Origin of the sequence: Porphyromonas gulae, assembly GCF_000765945.1 — a bacterium.
In the GTDB taxonomy this organism is placed as follows: Bacteria; Bacteroidota; Bacteroidia; order Bacteroidales; family Porphyromonadaceae; genus Porphyromonas; species Porphyromonas gulae.
Genome location: NZ_JRAT01000024.1, coordinates 38,134 through 58,312, shown reverse-complemented (window position 1 = coordinate 58,312; position 20,179 = coordinate 38,134). Strand labels below are relative to the sequence as shown.

Sequence of the window (20,179 nt, the reverse complement as noted above, 5' to 3'; positions counted from 1 at the left end):
GCAGGTGTGATGGGAAATTAGGACAAGACTAATTTTGAGTAACACAAACCAGAAAAGAAAATGAAAACATTTCAACTGACCGGTACTCTTCGTGCCGAATTCGGAAAGAAGGCTGCCAAAGCCATTCGCAAAGAAGATCAGATCCCTGCCGTTCTCTATGGCGGAAAAGGAGAAGGTGTAAACCTTATCGTATCGCAGGATGCCGTGCGCAATCTGATCTACTCACCTGAGATCTTCCTCGTGGAGCTGACCGTGGAAGGCAGTGGCTCATACAAGGCTATCCTGAAGGAAATACAATTCCATCCGGTGACAGACCGTATCATCCACATCGACTTCCTGCAAGTAACGGACGAAAAGCCCGTAGTAATGGAAGTGCCTGTAGTCCTCACCGGACACGCCGAAGGTGTGAAGGCAGGGGGTAAGTTGAGCTTGGAAATGCGTAAGCTCAAGGTGAAAGCTCTCTACAGCGAGATCCCCGAGAAACTGAATATCGACGTTTCCAACTTGCAGCTCGGCAAGACGATACAGGTGGGCGAACTCCACTTCGAAGGTCTGACCCTGATGAATGCAAAGAACGCCGTGGTATGTGCCGTGAAGCTGACTCGTGCAGCCCGTGGTGCAGCCGTGAAGAAACAGTAAAAAAACGTACAGAAGCAAGACGGAGCTTCGATCGAAGTTCCGGCTTTCTCATAATGAAGGAGAGCCGCCCCCTGATACCCCTGACGCGGGGCTACGGAGGCGGCTCTTCCGTATTCGAGAGTCCTATCTTACTCATAGCATATGAAATACCTGATCGTCGGTCTTGGCAATATCGGTGGAGAGTACAACGGTACGCGACATAACGTGGGCTTCCGGATGGTGAATGCTCTGGCCGAAGACGGCGGCGTGCAGTTCGTGGAAGCTCGTTACGGAGCGATAGCCCGTATGCGTGTGAAGAATGCGGAGCTGATCCTGCTGAAACCGAATACATATATGAATCTGAGTGGCAATGCCGTTCGCTACTGGATGCAACAAGAGAATATCCCTCGCGAACAGGTGCTCGTCCTTGTGGACGATTTGGCTTTGCCTTTCGGTACTTTGCGGCTGAAATCCAAAGGAAGCGATGCGGGGCATAACGGGCTGAAGAACATTGCCGAGGTGATGGGATCGGTCGATTATGCCCGTCTGCGTTTCGGCTTGGGCGATGAGTTCGCCAAAGGAAGGCAGGTGGACTTCGTCCTCGGCCGTTTTACCCCCGAAGAGGAGGAGATGCTGCCGGAGCTGACCAAGCATGCCGTGGAGATCATCAAGAGCTTTTGCTTGGCCGGCATCCAAAGGACGATGAACCAGTACAACTAAAGAGAGATGGAAGAGGTAAGGATAGACCGTTGGATGTGGGCTACACGTATCTTCAAGACACGAACGATAGCCACGGATGCCTGCAAGAAGAGCCGCGTGACGGTGAACGGACTGCAAGCCAAGCCTTCGCGCATGGTACGTGTAGGCGACGTCATTCAGGTAAGGAAACCTCCGGTGACCTACTCCTTTCGCATTCTGGCTTTGGCTCAGAATCGGATGGGTGCCAAGCTGGTGAAGGACTTTCTGGAGAATATCACTCCTCCCGAAGAGTACGAGATACTCGAGATGCAGCGCATTTCGGGCTTCGTGGATAGGGCCAAAGGTACCGGGCGTCCGACCAAAAAGGATAGGCGAGAGCTGGAGCAGTTTAGCGAAGAGATGCCGCATCAGCAGTATTCATTCGAGTCGTTCGATTGGGATGAAGAAGATTTTTCCGAAGACTGAGGCCCCCTTTTCTGTGGGCAACGGTTCGAACTGCCCGATCGAATTCGATGCCGTCATCCGAAAGGTGGCCGATATGGATGCCGCATACGTAGAGATTCCATTCGACGTTAAAGCAGTATATGGCAAAGGGCGTGTGAGGGTCAAGGCTACTTTCGACGGTTATCCCTATACGGGGTCTATCGTTCGTATGGGCTTGCCCTGTCACATACTCGGTCTGCGGCAGGATATTAGGCGAGCCATAGGCAAGCAGCCGGGGGATAGCGTGCGTGTTACCCTCCTACCTGTCTGAAATGATTGCTATCGCTTCCTGCGGATAGCTTGTCTGTGGGAGTCGGCAGAAGTGAAGAATAGTCCTTGCACGATGGATGGATACGGATCCTCTTTCGACTGCAAGGCGGAAATAAATGATTAAGTTTGTTTTGTCTCCGTTGTGTGTAGATGCTATTCGCCGGAGATACGGTCACATTAAGTTCAGCTTATTATTATGGCAAAGAGTGCACTACATCTGGCGCGGATGTCCTACCGGCCTAAAATGCCTGCGTCTCTGCAGGGAGCAGTGAAGATAATAGAAGGAGAAGCTACGGAGGCGGTTTCGGACAAAGAAGAGATTGCTGCTATTTTCCCCCATACATACGGCTTGCCGCTTATTTCTTTCGCATCCGGAGGAGAGCGGACGGAGTATCCTCCTACGAATGTGGGGGTTATCCTCTCGGGCGGGCAGGCACCGGGCGGACACAATGTGATAGCCGGCCTGTTCGATGAGATGAAGTTGCTCAACCCCGACAGCCGGCTCTTCGGTTTCCTCATGGGGCCGGATGGTCTGATAGAGCATAAGTATCGCGAACTGACTGCTGAGGTAATAGATGAATACCGCAATACGGGGGGCTTCGACATGATCGGCTCCGGACGCACTAAGCTGGACAAGCCCGAACAGTTCGAAGCCGGACTGGAGATATTGCGCGAGCTGGATATCAAGGCATTGGTCATCATCGGTGGCGACGACTCCAACACCAACGCCTGTATCCTGGCCGAATACTATGCTTCGATCGATGCCGGAATACAAGTGATCGGCTGTCCGAAGACGATCGACGGCGACTTGAAAAACAAACAGATAGAAACCTCTTTCGGCTTCGACACGGCTGCCAAAGTCTATAGCGAACTGATCGGTAATATCCAGCGCGATTGCAATTCGGCTCGGAAGTACTGGCACTTCATTAAGCTGATGGGGCGTTCGGCATCTCATATTACACTGGAGTGCGCCCTCCAGACCCACCCCAATATCTGTATCGTATCCGAAGAGGTGGAGGCCAACAATTACTATCTGGACGATGTGGTGACCTATATCGCCGAGACCGTGGTGCGTCGCTCAGAGGCAGGAATGAACTTCGGGACGGTACTGATCCCGGAGGGATTGATCGAATTCCTGCCGGCCATGAAGAGGTTGATCAAGGAGCTGAATGAGTTTCTTTCCCAAAATGATGCCGAATTCAAGCTCATCAAACGTTCGGCGCAGAGACAGTATATCAAAAACAAACTCAGTCCCGAAAACTCCCGCCTGTACGACAGCTTGCCGGCGGATGTGGCTCGGCAGTTGATTGCCGACCGCGATCCTCACGGCAATGTACAGGTGTCGCTCATCGCCACCGAGAAGCTCTTGGCGGATATGACGGCTCAGAAGCTGGCCGAATGGGCGGAAGAAGGACGATTTCAGGGGCGGTTCAGCACGCTCACCCACTTCTTCGGCTACGAAGGACGCTGTGCCATGCCTTCCAACTTCGATGCCAACTACTGCTACTGTCTCGGACGTGCAGCTTCTATCCTGATCGCAACGGGAAAGACGGGCTACATGGCTGCGATCAAGAATACGGCAGACCCTGTATCCGAATGGGAAGCTGGTGGCGTACCCATGACGATGATGATGAATATGGAGCGTCGGAGCGGAAAGATGAAGCCCGTGATTCGAAAAGCATTGGTGGATATGGACGGTGAGCCGTACCGAGCATTGCGCGAGATGCGCCGCGAATGGGCTTTGAGTACCGAATACGTTTACCCCGGCCCGATACAGTTCTTCGGCCCCGAACATGTATGCGATAGTCCCACGATGACACTCCGCTTGGAAAAGAACGGTCGCTGACTCTCTTCCGCTGCATTGGTTGAGTTGGCAAGTGCTCAGGGCAATCGCATTTGAACTGTTAACACACTTGTAAACCTAACGATTGCTACGTTCGGTTATCAAAACAAGTACGAATTAATGTACTAGAGTCCCAAATTATACAAGAAAGAGGCCAAGGATACAGTATAAACTTTCAAATGCGATAGTCCTGGCAAGTGCTTACTTCTGTTTGTTTTGTCGAAAAAAATGTTTTTCTTTGCAACAAGTCTCATCTAAAATAATAGCCTATCGACGCATATCTACCTTTTGAACAATAAATAAATAGGATTCTCCTATGAGCAGTTTCCACAAGCTGACTGATGATGAATTGGTCAGCCTTTATACAGAAGGATGCGATGAGGCTTTCGATGTCATACTGTCCCGGTATGATGCTGTAGTTCATACTTACATCCGTTTTTCCGTGAGCGATGCCGATTTGGCAGAGGATATTTTTCAGGACACTTTTATCAAGGTGATCCATACGCTTCGTCGTGGACAATACATCCCCACCGGCAAGTTCAAAGCTTGGCTGCTACGCCTTGCGCACAACCTCGTGATGGATCACTACCGCCGGGTCAGAGGGGAAGGAGCCAGATTGCAGTCTTTCGATGATGACGACGCCGCTCCTGTCGAAAAGGTGGCGGACAGTAATCTGACGGCGGAAGAACAACTGATCGAACTGGCTACCATCGAAGAGTTGGAACAGTACCTGAGCGTCCTGCCCGAAGTGCAGCAGGAAGTAGTGAGAATGCGCTACTGGGAGGACATGAGCTTCCGAGAGATTGCGGATGCTACCGGAGTAAGCATCAATACGGCACTCGGCCGAATGCGGTATGCGCTGATCAATCTGCGCAAAATGATGGGTATGTCGGCTTAGTCGATATTCCATACAATAATAAAGCAGTCGTAAGCGTTCTCTAAAGGAATGGAAAGAAGGAGAATGACTCCTTTCATCCTTAACCCTTTTGGCGAGTATGCTTATGACAGACATCTACCGTATTCTTGATCGCAAGAAGCTGCAAATCGTTTTCGATGCGGCGGAAGAGCGATGCAGCCTCAGGCACAGACAAATCCTTGACAAGCTCAAACTTATGGCCCGTTCACGTTGCTCGTGATAGCAGCTGTTTCCTTTTCCGTACAAGTAATAAGGAATAGCGTTTCGGAGCATCCCCTACTGAAAAGATATAGCAGCCGAAGCTGTACAGAGGTATGAAAACCTGTACAGTTTCGGCTGCTCCCTTTGTGGATAATCGTAACTTTGCAGCATTACATATAAAAAAGAGTTTTTAGAAACCGATGAAACCCACACTTTTTGTCTTGGCTGCAGGTATGGGCAGCCGCTATGGTAGTCTCAAGCAACTGGACGGCATAGGCCCCGGTGGCGATACGATCATGGACTATTCCGTCTACGATGCCATTCGTGCCGGATTCGGTCGGCTGGTCTTCGTAATCCGTCATTCATTCGAGAAAGAATTTCGCGAAAAAATTCTGACCAAATACGAAGGTCGTATCCCTGTCGAACTGGTTTTTCAGGAATTGGATCGCTTGCCGGAAGGATTCTCTTGTCCGGAAGGGCGCGAGAAACCATGGGGAACGAATCACGCCGTTCTGATGGGACGAGATGCGATTCGCGAACCTTTTGCCGTCATCAATGCGGACGATTTCTATGGATGCAACGGCTTCGAAGTTTTGGCTCGGAAGCTCATGACGCTGGAGGGTAAGCAAGGCGAATACTGCATGGTTGGCTACCGTGTTGGTAATACCCTGAGCGAAAGCGGCGGCGTTTCGCGTGGAGTATGCCAGGTAGACGAAAAACATTTGCTCACCGGTGTGGTGGAGCGTACTGGTATCGAGCGCATAGACGGTACTATCTCATTCCGAGATGAGACTGGAAAGATCTGTACGCTGGCAGAGGATGCACCCGTTTCGATGAATATGTGGGGATTTACTCCTGACTACTTCGACTATTCGGAAGAACTGTTCATCAACTTCCTGAACGCTCATGGACAGGAGCTGAAGAGCGAGTTCTTCATTCCCTTCGTTGTGAACGATCTTATTAGCACCGGTCGAGCTTCGGTGGAAGTCCTCGATACGACCGCTCAATGGTTCGGTGTCACTTATTCGGCTGATCGCCCCAATGTCGTAGCCAAGCTACGGGAGCTGACAGAAGCCGGAGAATACCCAACGAAATTGTTTTAACGCCAAATATCACAAACAATGAACAGGACAATCAAGTTTCTTTGCCTTACGCCGGCAATGATCGGCGCATTGGTGCTGACCGGCTGCAATGGCAATAAGGGTCAGACTAACGGTACTGACAGGAAGCGTGAGCCGGTACCGGCCATCGACCTCAGTGCCATGGATACATCCGTACGCCCGCAGGACGACTTTTATCGCTACTGTAATGGCAATTGGATGAAAAACAATCCGCTCAAACCAGCTTACAGTCGCTATGGCTCATTCGACATCCTGCGCGACAGCACGCTCGAGCGTGTACACCTGATTGTGGACAACCTCGCAGCAGGACAGTACGAAGTGGGCACTAACGAGTATCGTATAGCTACGCTCTACCGCCAAGCTATGGATAGCGTCAAGCGTAATAAAGACGGAGCTGCTCCTCTCAAGGAAGATCTCCGAGAGATCGAAGCTATTGCCGACAGAGCAGCCATGGTGAAGTATGCTGCCGCAAAGGATAATATGGGTGGAGGCACGTTCTTCGGATCGTATGTGTATGCCGATCCCAAGAATAGCGAGATGAATATCTTCCATATCACCCAGACCGGCTTGGCTCTTGACAATCGCGACTACTATCTCAAGCAGGATGCCAAGTCTCAGCAAATACGTGAGGCGTATGTAGCATACCTGAATAAGATTGCCAAGCTGGCCGGCTACGATGAAGAGGCCGCTACTCGTATTGCCGAGAATGCCATGAAGATGGAAACCGAACTGGCACAAATCTGCTACAGCAAAGAAGAACTACGCGATACCCATCGTAACTACAATAAGATGGCGGTGAAGGAGTTTACGGATAAGTACCAAGGCTTCGATTGGACCACTTACCTCGCCGATCGTCAGCTCGCCTCCCTTGAAGAGTGGGATGTGGAGCAATTCGATTTCTTCAAGAAGTTCGACTCTTGGTTTGCCAAAGCCGATCTGAATGAAATGAAGGACTATCTCCTCGCCGGCACGATCAGTGGTGCAGCAAACTATCTGAGCGATGACTTCGAGCAAGCCCGTTTCGACTTTTTCGGCAAGACGCTGAGTGGAACCACCGAAATGCATCCTCGCTGGAAACGTTCCGTAGGTATGGTAAGCGGCCTTCTCGGCGAAGCACTGGGCGAAGTCTATGTAAAGCAATACTTCCCGCCCGAAGCAAAAGAACGTATGCTCAAACTCGTTAAGAACTTGCAGACGGCTCTTGGAGAACGTATCAATATGCTCACATGGATGGGCGACTCCACGAAGATGAAAGCTCAGGAAAAACTCAATTCCTTCATCGTCAAGATCGGTTATCCCGACAAGTGGAAAGACTATTCCAAGATGGAAATCAAGGGCGACAGCTACTATGCTGACATCAAACGCGCCACCAAATGGATGCATGACGACAATATGGCTGACCTCGGTAAGCCCGTAGATCGCGAGCGTTGGCTGATGAATCCGCAGGATGTCAATGCCTACTACAATCCGACCACGAACGAAATTTGTTTCCCTGCGGCTATCCTCCAACCTCCTTTCTTCAACATGGATGCAGACGATGCTGTCAATTATGGCGGTATCGGTGTAGTGATCGGACACGAGATGACGCATGGATTCGACGATCAAGGACGCAACTTCGACAAAGACGGCAATATGATCAACTGGTGGACTGCTGAAGATGCTCAGAAGTTCGAGGCCACAGCCGGAAAGCTGGCCGATCAGTTCAGCGAGATCTATGTAGCCGATGGTGTTCGTGCCAATGGTAACATGACGCTCGGAGAGAATATCGCAGATCAGGGTGGTCTCCTCGTCTCTTATCTGGCTTTCCGCAATGCGGCCAAGGGCGAGGTAATGGAAGAAATCGACGGATTCACTCCCGATCAGCGTTTCTTTATCGGTTATGCCCGTCTATGGGGACAAAATATTCGTCCGGAAGAGGTTCTCCGCCTCACACAGATCGATGTGCACAGCTTGGGCGAGCTACGCGTCAATCAAGCACTGCGCAATATCGATGCTTTCTACGAAGCTTTCAATATACAGCCCAGCGATAAGATGTATTTGGAGCCTGAAAAGCGTGTAGTCGTTTGGTAAGCTCACCAACAACTCCCATATGAAAAAGAGGCTGCGTTCCGAGGATTATTCCTTGGGACACAGCCTCTCTCGTTAGAGGGGGAAATCAATCGAAAGGAAGAAGCTTTATAAGTTCTTTCTATCGCTCATCAGAATAATGAGACCAATTTGACGGACGTTTGGTGACGGCTGCCACCAGCACGCCGATCTTGGCAGCAAAAGCCTCTGCCAATGGTTCGGCCGCAGCCTGTACCGTAGCTCCGGTAGTCAGCACATCATCCACCAAAAGAATACGGATACCTGCCACGCGCGTATTCGGGGAGAGGGCAAACTTTCCTTTCATGGCTGACTTTCGTTCCGAATAGGACTGTCCGGTCTGACTGTCCGTATATACCTTTCTGCGCAAACCTTCTTGAACAGGTATTCCCGTTACGCGACTTAATCCTTGTGCGATGAGGAGTGCCTGATTGTAGCCGCGCTTACGTTGTTTGCGTGGGTGTAAAGGAACCGGTACTATCAGATCGTAATCCTTGGACAGGGAAGGATAGGATCGGCCGGCCATTCGTCCGAGCATTTCGCCGATTTCACTGTATCCTCGATATTTTAGTGCGTGTATCATAGGCCTTACACCCCCGTCCTCTTTGAAAATAAAAAGGCTGTACAGCGCGTCGATATAGACATCTCCATTCAGACGATCCAATCCGTATTGTATTCCTTCGATATACCGCGGCATTCTCACCATGCAACGAGGACAGACCCCAATCTCCGTCTCGGCGAGCAAGCTGTAGCATACCGGACAATAGCGAGGAAAAAAGAGATCCAACGCCTTACGAATCAGCAATCGGATATGCCGGCCCGTACCGTTAGCAGTCTTCCTCATACCCTTTGCGGAGGAGGCGTGATGCCTCCCTCATCACCTGTTCGTATTCGAATCCTCGTCCCACTGCCCAGCGCACCAAGCGGTGCAGACGACTGCGATCGTCCGTGTCCTTTATGCTCCGAAGTTTGCGCTCCAAGAGATGTGGCAGACTATCCTCTATCTTGTCTTCTCCCTCCTCCAAATCCGATAAGGTCGAACCGATGATCGAATTCGGAATATGCCGTTTGGCCAGTTCCAAAGCGATGCGCTTGGGCCCCCAGCCGTTGAATCGGTATTTGTCACGAGCATAAGCACGGGCAAAACGATCTTCGTCGATGAACCGATCCTCCACAAGTCGCTGCAACAGCCGCTCTATCATCAGCTCGTCTGCTCCTGCCTGTCGCAGTTTGGCCGCCACTTCTGACCTGCAATGTTCCGTACGGGCACAGTAGGCTTGCATCCGATTAAGTAGTTCTTCCTCAGTCTTCATACTTTGTTGGCGGGTAAATATTTTGCCGAGAGAAAACGGCTCTTGCCGGAGAGATCCGTGTGCAATCGGACATCGTTCCATCCCGTTTCGGCCGAGAATATATTGCGAGTGGCCTTTGCCAATAGAGGATTCAGCTCCACATAGAGCCGTCCGCCGGAGCGTAGCTTACCGCTGCCGGAAAGGTTGGCAATGGCTTTGTAGAAAAGGAGTGGATCCTCCTCGGGCGCAAAGAGTGCAAGGGCCGGTTCATGTCCCAGCACATGATACGCCATGCCGGTACTTTCCGCAGGCATGATGTACGGAGGATTGCTGACGATAATGTCCACAGGAGGGAGTATATCCCAACGATTATCGGGAGAAAGAATATCGCCCTCGAAGAAAAATATCCGGTCGCCCTTGCCGACATTGGCGCGAGCTGTGGCTAAAGCATCGGGTGAAACATCCATCGCCCATACTTCGGCTCGAAGTTCTCGCGCCAATGTGATGGCCAGACATCCGCTGCCTGTGCCGACATCGAGCAGACGAAGCGGAGCCGCCGCAGACCTCTCCTTTCGCAGGATCAACTCCACCAGTTCCTCTGTTTCCGGACGAGGGATCAGCACGGAAGGATTTACCGCAAATTCACGCCCGAAGAAGGGCGCATGTCCCACGGCATACTGTAGCGGCATCCCTGTCCTCATGCGATCCAGATAGCAGGATAGAGCTTGCGATGCTTCGGTCGATAAAAGCGTATCTTTGTCTGCAAGCAAAAGTGCGGAGCGGCTTAGGCCGGTTGCCTCGGTCAGCAGCTCTCGCGCGATGCTGCGCAGTTCGTCTTTTTCGTATCGGTCGTTCAGTGTCGATTCGATTCGCTGTTGGGCTTCGTTAAGCGTAATCATCAGAAACAAAATTAGCAATTAGGTATGACTCCCGATCCCCTGTATATGCGCCGCGCCATCGAATTGGCACAGAATGCCGAAGGATTCACCTCTCCCAATCCGCTTGTCGGAGCAGTCCTTGTGGCTCGTGGGCGTATCATCGGCGAGGGCTACCACCACTGTGCCGGCATGCCCCATGCCGAAGTCATGGCCGTACGCTCTGTACGAGACAGGTCTTTGCTGAAAGAGAGTACCCTCTATGTCAGTTTGGAGCCGTGCTCTCACTATGGCAAAACGCCTCCCTGTGCCGAGCTGATCCTTCGGGAGTGCATTCCACATGTAGTAGTGGCCATGCTCGATCCTTTCCCTTCCGTTTCAGGAAGGGGGATCAAGATGTTGCGAGAAGGAGGTGTTTCAGTCGAGGTCGGATTGCTTGCTGACGAAGCAGAGGAGCTGAATCGGCATTTCCTCACGGCCCAACGGCAGCACCGCCCCTATGTCACGCTCAAGTGGGCTGAGAGTAGCGATGGATTCATCGATGCACTGCGCAACGATGCCTCCACACCTCCTGTCAGGCTGAGTACTCCCTTGACCACACGCTTTGTGCACCACAGGCGAATGATGCACGATGCCATATTGGTGGGGTTCCGTACCGCTCTTTTGGACAATCCCTCTCTGACGGTTCGGCACTGGTACGGCCGAAATCCGCTGCGTGTGGTCACAGATCGTCATCTGGCCCTCCCACGCCACCTTAGCCTCTTCGATGGCAGCGTACCTACACTGGTCTTCACCGAAAGAGAACAACCCTCCGGCTATCCCCCGTCCGTCTCTTTCGTTCGGATCGATCCCTCCCGTCCTGCCGTGGAGCAGATGCTGGCCGAGCTGCATGCTCGTGGCATACAGTCGCTGTTGGTGGAGGGAGGAGCCTGCATACTCCGGTCTTTCATAGACAGCGGCTTGTACGACGATGTGCGCATCGAACGCAGCACCCTTATCTTAAACGAGGGAGTTCGTGCCCCTCTTCTTCCCTCTCGCTGAATTTTACGCACCGCAATCGATAAAATTGCGGCGCGTGTTTTCCCGAAAAGTGGCGTGAGATTTTTTTCGTTCTCGCGCGAGATTTTTTTCATTTCCGAACCAAAACGAAAAAATTCTCGAACCACGTTTTTTCGACTGATGTCCTATGCATTTTTGGTCTGAGAACTGCTATACGAAGGGAGAGCTATCGGATGATGGGAGCAGAGTACATGCGGTCAGATCACGGTGCCTCTTGTTCTACGTAACCTTTGTAAAGTCCCATTCGGGTCAAAGAATTGCTTTCGTCATAGGACTTTCCGGAAATCTGCAAGGCCTTTGCTTTTAGGGTATTACCCCCAGACGGCATCGAGTGTTTTAGGCGGAAAAGTCCGCTTTGTTTCGTACTTTTGTTCCACAAAATCAATCATAAATAGAAGAACCCCTTATCATTATGTACAGAACAAATACTTGTGGCGAGTTGCGCCTTTCTCATCTGCAACAAACCGTTACCCTCTGCGGTTGGGTACAGCGCGTGCGCCGCATGGGCGGCATGACCTTTGTAGATCTGCGCGATCGCTACGGTACTACGCAGTTGGTTTTCAACCGTGATTCGGCACCTGCCGAACTATGCGACCGCGCCGAAGACTTGGGACGTGAGTGGGTGATCCGCGCCACGGGCACCGTCATGGAACGCTCCAGCAAAAATCCGAATATCCCCACCGGCGATATAGAGATAGCACTCGGAGAAATGGATGTGCTGAACCGCTCCGAAGTGCCGCCTTTCACTATCGAAGACGAAACGGACGGAGGCGATGACCTCCGCATGAAATATCGCTACCTCGACCTGCGCCGCCACTGTGTACGCTCCAATATGGAACTGCGCCACCGGATGGCTCTGGAAGTGAGGAAGTATCTCGACGGCGAGGGATTCCTCGAAGTGGAGACTCCCATGCTGATCAAGTCCACGCCGGAGGGTGCTCGCGACTTTGTCGTGCCCTCTCGGATGAATCCCGGCCAGTTCTACGCTCTTCCCCAGTCGCCTCAGACCTTCAAGCAGCTACTGATGGTAAGCGGCTTCGATCGCTATTTCCAGATCGTGAAGTGCTTCCGCGACGAAGACCTCCGCGCTGACCGCCAGCCTGAGTTTACGCAGATCGACTGCGAGATGAGCTTCGTAGAGCAGGAGGATGTGATATCCACCTTCGAGGGTATGGCCAAGCATCTCTTCCGTACCATCCGCCACGTGGAGATTGCGGAGGCTTTCCCCCGTATGACGTGGCACGATGCCATGAAGTACTACGGCTCGGACAAGCCCGATACGCGCTTCGGAATGCGCTTCGTAGAGCTGATGGATATGCTGAAAGGCCACGGCTTCAGCGTATTCGACTCCGCAGCTTATATCGGAGGTATCTGTGCCAAGGGGGCTGCCTCTTACACCCGTAAGCAACTCGATGCACTGACGGACTTCGTGAAGCGTCCGCAGGTGGGAGCCAAAGGGATGGTATATGCCCGTGTGGAAGCGGACGGCAGCGTCAAGAGCAGCGTGGACAAATTCTACACACAGGAGACGCTCCAAGAGCTTCGCCGAACGATGGAGGCAGAGCCGGGCGATCTGATTCTGATCCTGAGCGGAGACGACATCATGAAGACGCGCAAGCAGCTGTGCGAACTGCGCCTCGAAGTGGGTTCTCAGCTCGGCCTGCGCGATAAGAATACATTCTCCTGCCTCTGGGTAGTGGACTTCCCCCTCTTTGAATGGGACGAAGAGACGAAGCGATTCTATGCCATGCACCACCCCTTCACCAGTCCGAAGCCGGAGGACATCCCACTGCTGGATACCGATCCGGGTGCCGTACGCGCCAACGCCTACGACATGGTGATCAACGGTGTCGAAGTCGGAGGCGGTTCCATTCGTATTCACGACAGTGCCCTGCAGCAGAAAATGTTCGAGCTGCTCGGCTTCACACCGGAGAAAGCACAGGAGCAGTTCGGCTTCCTGATGAATGCCTTCAAATACGGGGCACCTCCTCACGGCGGACTGGCTTACGGCTTAGACCGCTGGGTATCGCTCTTCGCCGGCTTGGACAGCATCCGCGACTGCATCGCCTTCCCGAAGAACAATGCCGGTCGGGATGTCATGATCGACGCCCCCTCTGTCATTGATGAGGCACAGCTCCAAGAGCTATTTTTGGAACTGATACCGAACGAGAACTAATCCTGAGAGATGGCAAGATACCACGACATAGCATCTCCGGCCTACGTACTGGAAGAAGATCTGCTCAGGCGCAATCTGTCCCTGATCGCGTCCGTAGCCGACCGTACGGGCGTGGAGATCATCCTCGCATTCAAGGCTTATGCCCTTTGGCGTACCTTCCCGATCATCCGGGAATACGTACCCCACAGTACGGCCAGCTCCGTATGGGAAGCCCGCCTTGCCTTCGAAGAGATGGGGGCACCGGCTCATACATTCAGTCCGGCTTATACGCCGGAGGAGTTTCCGGAGATACTGCGCTATAGCAGCCACGTTACGTTCAACTCTCTCAGCCAGTACAGCCTGCTCTCGCCCATGGTGAAGAACGTAGGCGTATCGCTCGGACTCAGGATCAATCCCGAATACTCGGCCGTGGAGACCGCTCTCTACAATCCCTGTGCATTGGGTTCGCGCTTCGGTGTGTCGGCTTCCGAACTGGGCGACACCCTGCCGGAGGGTATTGAGGGCCTGCACTTTCATACGCTTTGCGAGAGTACAAGCTATGAACTGGAGAAGACCCTCAAGATCATTGAGGATCGCTTCGCTTCCGTGCTGGAGCAAGCGCGTTGGCTCAATATGGGCGGCGGCCACCTGATGACCCGTCGGGACTATGACGTGGAGCACCTCGTGCAAGTGCTGAACGACTTCTCCCGTCGCCACCCCCATCTGCATCTTATCATGGAGCCGGGCAGTGCTTTCGGCTGGCAGACGGGGTTCCTCAAGAGCACGGTGGTGGACATCGTAGAGCATCAGGGCATTGCCACTGCTATCGTGGACGTATCCTTCACCTGTCACATGCCGGACTGTCTGGAGATGCCTTACAAACCCGTCATTCGTGGAGCACATCAGGAGCCGGTACCCGGCCTGCCCACATACAGGATAGGCGGATGCAGCTGTCTGAGCGGCGACTTCATCGGCGACTGGAGCTTCGACCGGCCGTTGCAGGTGGGCGATGAACTGATATTCGAGGACATGCTCCACTACACGACTGTGAAGACGACCATGTTCAACGGAGTACGCCATCCGGACATCGTCCTGCTGCGTACCGATGGGAAGAAAGAGGTCTTGCGCCGATTCGATTATGAGGATTACAAGAACAGAATGAACTAAGGAAGAGATATAACAGTATATACGATATGGGATTATTCGGATTATTCTCGAAGAAGAAAAAAGAGACTTTGGACGAAGGCCTGTCCAAGACCAAAGAAAACGTATTCGCCAAGATCACCCGTGCCGTAGCCGGTAAGAGCAAAGTGGACGATGAGGTCTTGGACGAATTGGAAAACGTGCTGGTGACTTCGGATGTGGGCGTCGATACCACGCTCAAGATCATCAAGCGTATAGAGGAGCGAGTGGCTCGCGACAAATACGTTTCCACCTCCGAACTGACGGCTATTCTCCGTCAGGAGATCGCCTCGCTGCTCACGGAGAACGGATCGGCCGATGGCGACAACTTCGACATACCCTCCGGTACCAAACCTTATGTGATCATGGTAGTAGGCGTAAACGGCGTAGGCAAGACCACGACCATCGGCAAGCTGGCACATCGCTTTCGTCAGGCCGGCAAGAGTGTCGTGCTCGGAGCTGCCGATACTTTCCGTGCTGCGGCCGTAGAGCAGTTGGAGATCTGGTCGGAGCGGGTAGGAGTACCTATCATCAAGCAGCAGATGGGTAGCGATCCGGCTTCGGTGGCTTATGACACGGTCAGCTCGGCTGTGGCTAACGGCGTCGATGTCGTGATCATCGATACGGCGGGACGTCTGCACAATAAGGTCAATCTGATGAACGAGCTGACGAAGATCAAGCGTGTGATGCAGAAGGTAGTGCCCGACGCTCCGCATGAGATTCTATTGGTATTGGACGGATCCACCGGTCAGAACGCCTTCGAACAGGCAAAGCAGTTCACCGCAGCGACTGAAGTGAATGCCCTCGCCGTAACCAAGCTCGACGGCACGGCTAAGGGCGGTGTGGTCATCGGCATATCCGATCAATTCAAGATACCGGTGAAGTACATCGGCTTGGGTGAGGGCATGGACGACCTACAGATCTTCCGTAAGAAAGAATTCGTGGACTCTCTCTTTGGCGAATGAGAAGAAACAGAGTAGACGTCATTACGCTTGGATGCTCCAAGAATTTGGTGGACAGCGAGGTGCTGATGCGCCAGTTCCTGTCCAACGGCTATACGGTGCATCATGATCCGGCTTCGGTATGCGGCGAGATCGTCGTGGTGAATACCTGCGGATTTATAGGCGATGCACAGGAGGAGTCTGTCAATACCATTCTGGAGATGGTGGAGGCGAAGAAAGCCGGACGGATCGGTCAGCTGTATGTAATGGGCTGTTTGAGCGAGCGGTTTCGGGAGGATCTGAAGAAAGAGATACCCGAAGTAGATGCTTACTACGGCAAGTTCGACTGGAAGCAGCTCATTTCCCATTTGGGGAAGTCTTATTATGCCGAGGCGGAGAACAGGCGCAAACTGACCACGCCGCGGCATTATGCCTATCTGAAAATATCCGAGGGCTGCGATCGTAGCTGTTCGTACTGCGCCATACCGATTATCACCGGCCGGCATCGGTCGCGCCCGATGGAAGACTTAGTCGAAGAGGTGCGGATGCTCGTAAAGCATGGTACTCGGGAGTTCCAACTGATCGCTCAGGATCTTACCTTCTACGGCCTCGACCTGTACGGAGCCAACCGTCTGGCAGAACTGACAGCTCGTTTGTCCGACATCAAAGGGGTCGAGTGGCTTCGACTCCATTATGCTTATCCGGCACAGTTTCCTTTGGATCTCTTGCCTGTGATGCGTGAGCGGCCTAACGTCTGCAAATACCTCGACATGGCTCTGCAGCACATTAGCGATCCGATGCTCAGACTGATGCGCAGGCGCATTACCAAGGCGGAGACCTACCGTCTGATCCAAAGGATCCGAACGGAAGTACCCGGCATCCATCTGCGTACTACGCTGATGACCGGCCACCCGGGCGAGACGGAGAAGGACTTCGAGGAGTTGCTGCAGTTCGTGCGAGACATCCGATTCGAACGGTTAGGGGCATTCACCTATTCGCACGAGAGTGGCACCTACTGCGACAAGAACTATCAAGACGATATACCCGAATCCGTCAAGCAGGAACGTCTTGGCGAACTGATGGCCGTGCAGGAACGTATCTCTGCCGCTCATAACGAGGCGAAGATCGGCAGCCGCCTGCGTGTGATCATAGACCGTGCGGAAGATGGGTTCTATGTAGGGCGGACGGAATACGATTCGCCTGAGGTCGATCCTGAGGTACTGATCCCGTTCGTGTCCGGTCAGGAGTTGAAACCCGGGCGGTTTTATATGGCGGAAGTGACCGGTGCAGAGCCTTTCGATCTCTATGCACGTATAGTGGACTGATAAAACCCCTCCTACCGAAACCAAAAGCAGAACCGGATGATACAACAGGAACTTTGGATTGCGCAGTTGGCCACGGCCTCAGGTGTCGATGTATCGACCTCGAACGAACTATGGTCTCATTACTGTCGTTTGATGGGTCAGTTCCTCTCCAAAGGGGACGCCGTAAGGCAGGATGGTATAGGCTTGTGGCAGGCTGTGAAGGCGGATGAATATGTAGGAATCCGCCCGGACGGCTCACGCGTGCTGGTGCCGCCGAGGATAGAACTCCGGCTGACGTCTTCGAGTTCCTCAGCCATCCGAGAGACAATCCCTCATGCTCTTATAGACTTGGTACCCTATACGGAGGAAGTCGTGATGCGCTGGTGGAAGGCTATCCCCGAACTGCTCTCGGAGCTTCTCCGAAGAGGACATCCCGTTTCCTGGTCGCAGTTCGGACGCTTCGAGCCGGTGAAAGAAGGCGATGACCTGACAGGATACCGCTTCATCGCGGAAGGGGAGCTGTCGGAGGTGCTCAACAGACCTTTCTCCATGTTCCCCCAAGTCGATTTGTTACCGACCGGAGAGATACCCGATACCATCACCAAACCGCTTGTCGAAGAAGGGGTTTCGTTCGTTTCATTGCAGAGGGAGAGCCAAGAGGAAGTCGCAGAACCTCAAGAGATCCCCGTCCCTGCCGAAAGCGATACGGATAGATCGGTGCAGACGGAAGCCGATATACTTCCTACACCTGCCGAGGAGAAAGCCTTGACGGAGGAACCGCTTCCCGATACGGAAGAGGTACCGCAGCCGGCAGCGAAGGAGCCTTCCGCCCCGACCGAAGAGCCGGCGGAGAAGAAAGAGAGGGGGCGAAAGAGCAGGAGGACGACCGCTATTGTCTTCCTGACAGTCCTGATATTGGGTGCCGCTGCGGCATACTTGCTACTGTATCGGATGCCTGTGCTCTCGACAAAAGAGCCGACCCGACAAGAACCTCCCGTCCGGATGTCTTCACCCGTGGATACGACCGCCAAGACGACCGATACGGTAAAGACCGTACCTGCCGCGACGGATCTCGGCCGGATCGTTATCCGCAAAGGGGACATTTTGGCCCGCATCGCCTTGGAGAAGTATGGCGACCGCGTATTCTGGGTCTATATATATGAAGAGAACAAAGAGAAAATCGCAGATCCCAACAACATCCCTTTGGGTACGGAGCTAGTACTTCCTTTACCTGAGAAGTACGGGATAGATGCAGCCGATACGGCTTCGTTGAGAAGAGCTTCGTCCCTCCAGTTCCGGATAGGAATGAGGGAAGGACGGCAGTAGCGTCGGGGTTTTTCTAATTTTGTGGTCATGAGCACCAATATAGATGTACAACAGATCAAACAGCGTTTCGGCATCATCGGTAGCAGTCCGCTGATGGAACATGCCATCCGAGTGGCAGCGCAGGTGGCTCCTACCGACATGTCCGTCCTCGTGACGGGGGAGAGCGGTTCGGGGAAAGAGTTCTTCCCACAGATAATCCACTACTACAGTGCCCGGAAACATCATAGCTACATTGCCGTTAATTGCGGAGCCATCCCTGAAGGAACCATCGACTCCGAGCTGTTCGGACACCGCAAAGGTTCCTTCACCGGAGCGGTATCGGACCGCAAGGGCTACTTCGAAGAAGCATCCGGCGGCACGATCTTTCTGGACGAAGTGGGCGAACTGCCTTTGCCTACACAGGCGAGGCTGCTCAGGGTGCTGGAGACGGGCGAGTTCATCCCCGTAGGAGCCAGCCAGTCGCAGAAGACGGATGTCCGTATCGTAGCGGCGACGAACGTAAACCTGAAGGAGGCGGTAGCGAACGGGAAGTTCCGTGAAGACCTCTTCTTCCGTCTCAATACGGTACCGATCGAGGTGCCTGCGCTGCGTATGCGACCGGACGACGTGCCCTTGCTTTTCCGCCGTTTTGCCGCTGACAGCGCGGAGAAGTACCGGATGCCTCCGCTGCGCCTCTCGGACGAAGCCCGTACCATATTGATGCGTTACCGCTGGCCCGGCAATGTGCGAGAGCTGCGCAATATAACCGACAGGCTGAGCATCCTCGAGGAGGAGCGGACGGTATCGGCAGAGACCATCACCCGCTACCTGGACGCAGGGGGCATGCAGGACTTCCACCCCGTGGTGATCCGGCGGAACGAACCGACCGAAGCGGACAAACAAATCCCCCATTACGAGCGCGAGATCATCTACCAAGTGCTATACGATATGAAGAAGGAGATAGCCGATCTGAAAGGAATGATGAACCGCTTGGCGCACCACGAACAGCCCTCATGGTCTGTGGGAACGGACGTCTGGGGCGGTGACGACAAGCGCAATGCGGACGCCAAGTGGGGCGTCAGCACGCATACGTCCCCCATCGCGGAAGCAGTAGACCCCGTGGAGCCGATACAGGAAGCCAGCGAATACACCGAGGATCCGATTTCGCTGGAGGAGGTGGAGAGGAAAATGATCTCCCGCGCACTGGAACGCCACGGCGGCAAGCGCAAGCAGACGGCCGAGGAACTGAAGATTTCGGAGCGGACACTATACCGTAAAATCAAGGAGTATGGACTGGAATAGAACCCTTGGCCGATACAGCCTTTCCGCTTTTGCGATGGTGCTTATCGTCCTGCTGACCTGCTCGGCATGCAGCATCTCCTACAGCTTCAACGGAGGAGCTTTGGACTATAGCCGCGTGAAAACGCTTTATATGCCGGATGTGACCAATCAGGCCACCCGTGTATATCCTCCGTTGGCGCAGAATATGACTGAAGCCCTGCAAAACCATTTTACGCGCCGCACCAAGCTCGAAATGGCACGAACCAACGATGCCGACATGATCATCGAGGTGGTGATCACTAATTACGACCTCGCTCCCCTCGCCGTGCAGGACAACGATCTGGCCGCACGTACCAAGGTAACCTTATCCATACAGGTGCACTACGAGAACAAGGCTTTCCCCGAACAGAGCTTCGATCGGGACTTCACCTCCTCTACGGACTTCGACAGCGGCCAGGATCTGGTGACGGTACAGGACGCCCTTCTGGCCAATATGGTCGAGGACCTGGTGAAGCAGGTGTATAACGCTACGGTAGAGAACTGGTAATC

The 20,179-nt window shown here is 53.3% G+C and carries 22 protein-coding genes; 18 read left to right on the top strand and 4 right to left on the bottom strand.

The features are described 5' to 3' along the window. The first annotated feature begins 60 nt into the window (after positions 1-60). The 9 genes from HQ49_RS08950 to HQ49_RS08915 all read left to right on the top strand — a co-directional run bounded on the left by HQ49_RS08950 (position 61) and on the right by HQ49_RS08915 (position 8,221). Entirely contained in the window at positions 61-639 is a 579-nt protein-coding gene (locus HQ49_RS08950; protein ID WP_039419599.1) for a 50S ribosomal protein L25/general stress protein Ctc, read from the top strand. 141 nt (positions 640-780) lie between these two features. Beyond that, positions 781-1,338, top strand: a complete 558-nt coding sequence (gene pth / locus HQ49_RS08945) for an aminoacyl-tRNA hydrolase (protein ID WP_039419598.1) — start codon at positions 781-783, stop codon at positions 1,336-1,338. Positions 1,339-1,344: 6 nt separating this feature from the next. Next, positions 1,345-1,782, top strand: coding sequence for an RNA-binding S4 domain-containing protein (locus tag HQ49_RS08940; RefSeq protein ID WP_018965215.1), 438 nt, complete (start codon positions 1,345-1,347; stop codon positions 1,780-1,782). Continuing rightward, complete coding sequence (locus tag HQ49_RS08935) at positions 1,757-2,071, top strand: DUF1905 domain-containing protein (RefSeq protein ID WP_080732375.1); 315 nt, start codon at positions 1,757-1,759, stop codon at positions 2,069-2,071. The genes HQ49_RS08940 and HQ49_RS08935 overlap by 26 nt, the downstream gene beginning before the upstream one ends. 195 nt (positions 2,072-2,266) lie before the next feature. Beyond that, positions 2,267-3,916, top strand: coding sequence for a diphosphate--fructose-6-phosphate 1-phosphotransferase (locus HQ49_RS08930; RefSeq protein ID WP_039419596.1), 1,650 nt, complete (start codon positions 2,267-2,269; stop codon positions 3,914-3,916). 313 nt (positions 3,917-4,229) lie between these two features. Further along, on the top strand, positions 4,230-4,811 hold the full coding sequence (gene sigP / locus HQ49_RS08925; RefSeq protein ID WP_004583806.1) for a T9SS-regulating ECF sigma factor SigP: 582 nt from the start codon (positions 4,230-4,232) through the stop codon (positions 4,809-4,811). Between the two features lie 97 nt (positions 4,812-4,908). After that, a complete protein-coding gene (locus HQ49_RS11715) occupies positions 4,909-5,049 on the top strand; it encodes a hypothetical protein (RefSeq protein WP_160224197.1) in 141 nt (46 codons plus the stop codon). A 181-nt stretch (positions 5,050-5,230) separates the two neighbouring features. Next, positions 5,231-6,133: a nucleotidyltransferase family protein gene (locus HQ49_RS08920; protein ID WP_039419595.1), complete on the top strand. Its 903-nt coding sequence runs from the start codon at positions 5,231-5,233 to the stop codon at positions 6,131-6,133. A gap of 18 nt (positions 6,134-6,151) precedes the next feature. After that, on the top strand, positions 6,152-8,221 hold the full coding sequence (locus HQ49_RS08915) for a M13 family metallopeptidase (protein ID WP_052073477.1): 2,070 nt from the start codon (positions 6,152-6,154) through the stop codon (positions 8,219-8,221). Positions 8,222-8,339: 118 nt separating this feature from the next. Here the strand turns inward: HQ49_RS08915 and HQ49_RS08910 are convergent, their stop codons facing one another. Genes HQ49_RS08910 through prmC form a run of 3 tightly spaced genes read right to left on the bottom strand, consistent with a single transcriptional unit; the run spans position 8,340 to position 10,427 of the window. Continuing rightward, positions 8,340-9,080, bottom strand: coding sequence for a ComF family protein (locus HQ49_RS08910; RefSeq protein ID WP_039419594.1), 741 nt, complete (start codon positions 9,078-9,080; stop codon positions 8,340-8,342). Next, positions 9,064-9,549 carry a regulatory protein RecX gene (locus HQ49_RS08905; protein WP_039419593.1) on the bottom strand — a complete coding sequence of 162 codons (486 nt, stop codon included), beginning with the start codon at positions 9,547-9,549 and terminating at the stop codon, positions 9,064-9,066. The genes HQ49_RS08910 and HQ49_RS08905 overlap by 17 nt, the downstream gene beginning before the upstream one ends. Beyond that, positions 9,546-10,427: a peptide chain release factor N(5)-glutamine methyltransferase gene (prmC, locus tag HQ49_RS08900; protein ID WP_039419591.1), complete on the bottom strand. Its 882-nt coding sequence runs from the start codon at positions 10,425-10,427 to the stop codon at positions 9,546-9,548. The genes HQ49_RS08905 and prmC overlap by 4 nt, the downstream gene beginning before the upstream one ends. A 24-nt stretch (positions 10,428-10,451) precedes the next feature. On the opposite strand from prmC, the gene ribD reads away from it, so the two are divergent. Next, entirely contained in the window at positions 10,452-11,444 is a 993-nt protein-coding gene (ribD, locus tag HQ49_RS08895) for a bifunctional diaminohydroxyphosphoribosylaminopyrimidine deaminase/5-amino-6-(5-phosphoribosylamino)uracil reductase RibD (RefSeq protein ID WP_039419590.1), read from the top strand. On the opposite strand, the gene HQ49_RS12795 is transcribed toward ribD, so the two are convergent. Continuing rightward, positions 11,398-11,505 (bottom strand): hypothetical protein, encoded by a 108-nt coding sequence (locus HQ49_RS12795; RefSeq protein WP_152569168.1) that lies wholly within the window; start codon positions 11,503-11,505, stop codon positions 11,398-11,400. The genes ribD and HQ49_RS12795 overlap by 47 nt on opposite strands. Here HQ49_RS12795 and HQ49_RS11505 point away from each other — a divergent pair. The 8 genes from HQ49_RS11505 to lptE all read left to right on the top strand — a co-directional run bounded on the left by HQ49_RS11505 (position 11,504) and on the right by lptE (position 20,177). Next, positions 11,504-11,689: a DUF1661 domain-containing protein gene (locus HQ49_RS11505; RefSeq protein ID WP_152569167.1), complete on the top strand. Its 186-nt coding sequence runs from the start codon at positions 11,504-11,506 to the stop codon at positions 11,687-11,689. The genes HQ49_RS12795 and HQ49_RS11505 overlap by 2 nt on opposite strands. Before the next feature lie 185 nt (positions 11,690-11,874). Beyond that, complete coding sequence (gene aspS, locus HQ49_RS08890) at positions 11,875-13,638, top strand: aspartate--tRNA ligase (protein ID WP_039419588.1); 1,764 nt, start codon at positions 11,875-11,877, stop codon at positions 13,636-13,638. A gap of 9 nt (positions 13,639-13,647) precedes the next feature. Then, positions 13,648-14,784, top strand: coding sequence for a carboxynorspermidine decarboxylase (gene nspC, locus HQ49_RS08885; protein WP_039419587.1), 1,137 nt, complete (start codon positions 13,648-13,650; stop codon positions 14,782-14,784). Between the two features lie 26 nt (positions 14,785-14,810). Then, positions 14,811-15,764 (top strand): signal recognition particle-docking protein FtsY, encoded by a 954-nt coding sequence (ftsY, locus tag HQ49_RS08880; protein WP_039419586.1) that lies wholly within the window; start codon positions 14,811-14,813, stop codon positions 15,762-15,764. Continuing rightward, positions 15,761-17,065 carry a 30S ribosomal protein S12 methylthiotransferase RimO gene (rimO, locus tag HQ49_RS08875; protein ID WP_039419584.1) on the top strand — a complete coding sequence of 435 codons (1,305 nt, stop codon included), beginning with the start codon at positions 15,761-15,763 and terminating at the stop codon, positions 17,063-17,065. Before ftsY ends, rimO begins: the two co-directional genes overlap by 4 nt. A 36-nt stretch (positions 17,066-17,101) precedes the next feature. Beyond that, positions 17,102-18,370, top strand: coding sequence for a LysM peptidoglycan-binding domain-containing protein (locus HQ49_RS08870; protein ID WP_039419583.1), 1,269 nt, complete (start codon positions 17,102-17,104; stop codon positions 18,368-18,370). Between the two features lie 27 nt (positions 18,371-18,397). After that, positions 18,398-19,651, top strand: a complete 1,254-nt coding sequence (locus HQ49_RS08865; RefSeq protein ID WP_039419582.1) for a sigma-54 interaction domain-containing protein — start codon at positions 18,398-18,400, stop codon at positions 19,649-19,651. Then, positions 19,638-20,177: an LPS assembly lipoprotein LptE gene (lptE, locus tag HQ49_RS08860; protein WP_039419580.1), complete on the top strand. Its 540-nt coding sequence runs from the start codon at positions 19,638-19,640 to the stop codon at positions 20,175-20,177. The genes HQ49_RS08865 and lptE overlap by 14 nt, the downstream gene beginning before the upstream one ends. The last annotated feature ends 2 nt before the right edge of the window (positions 20,178-20,179 follow it).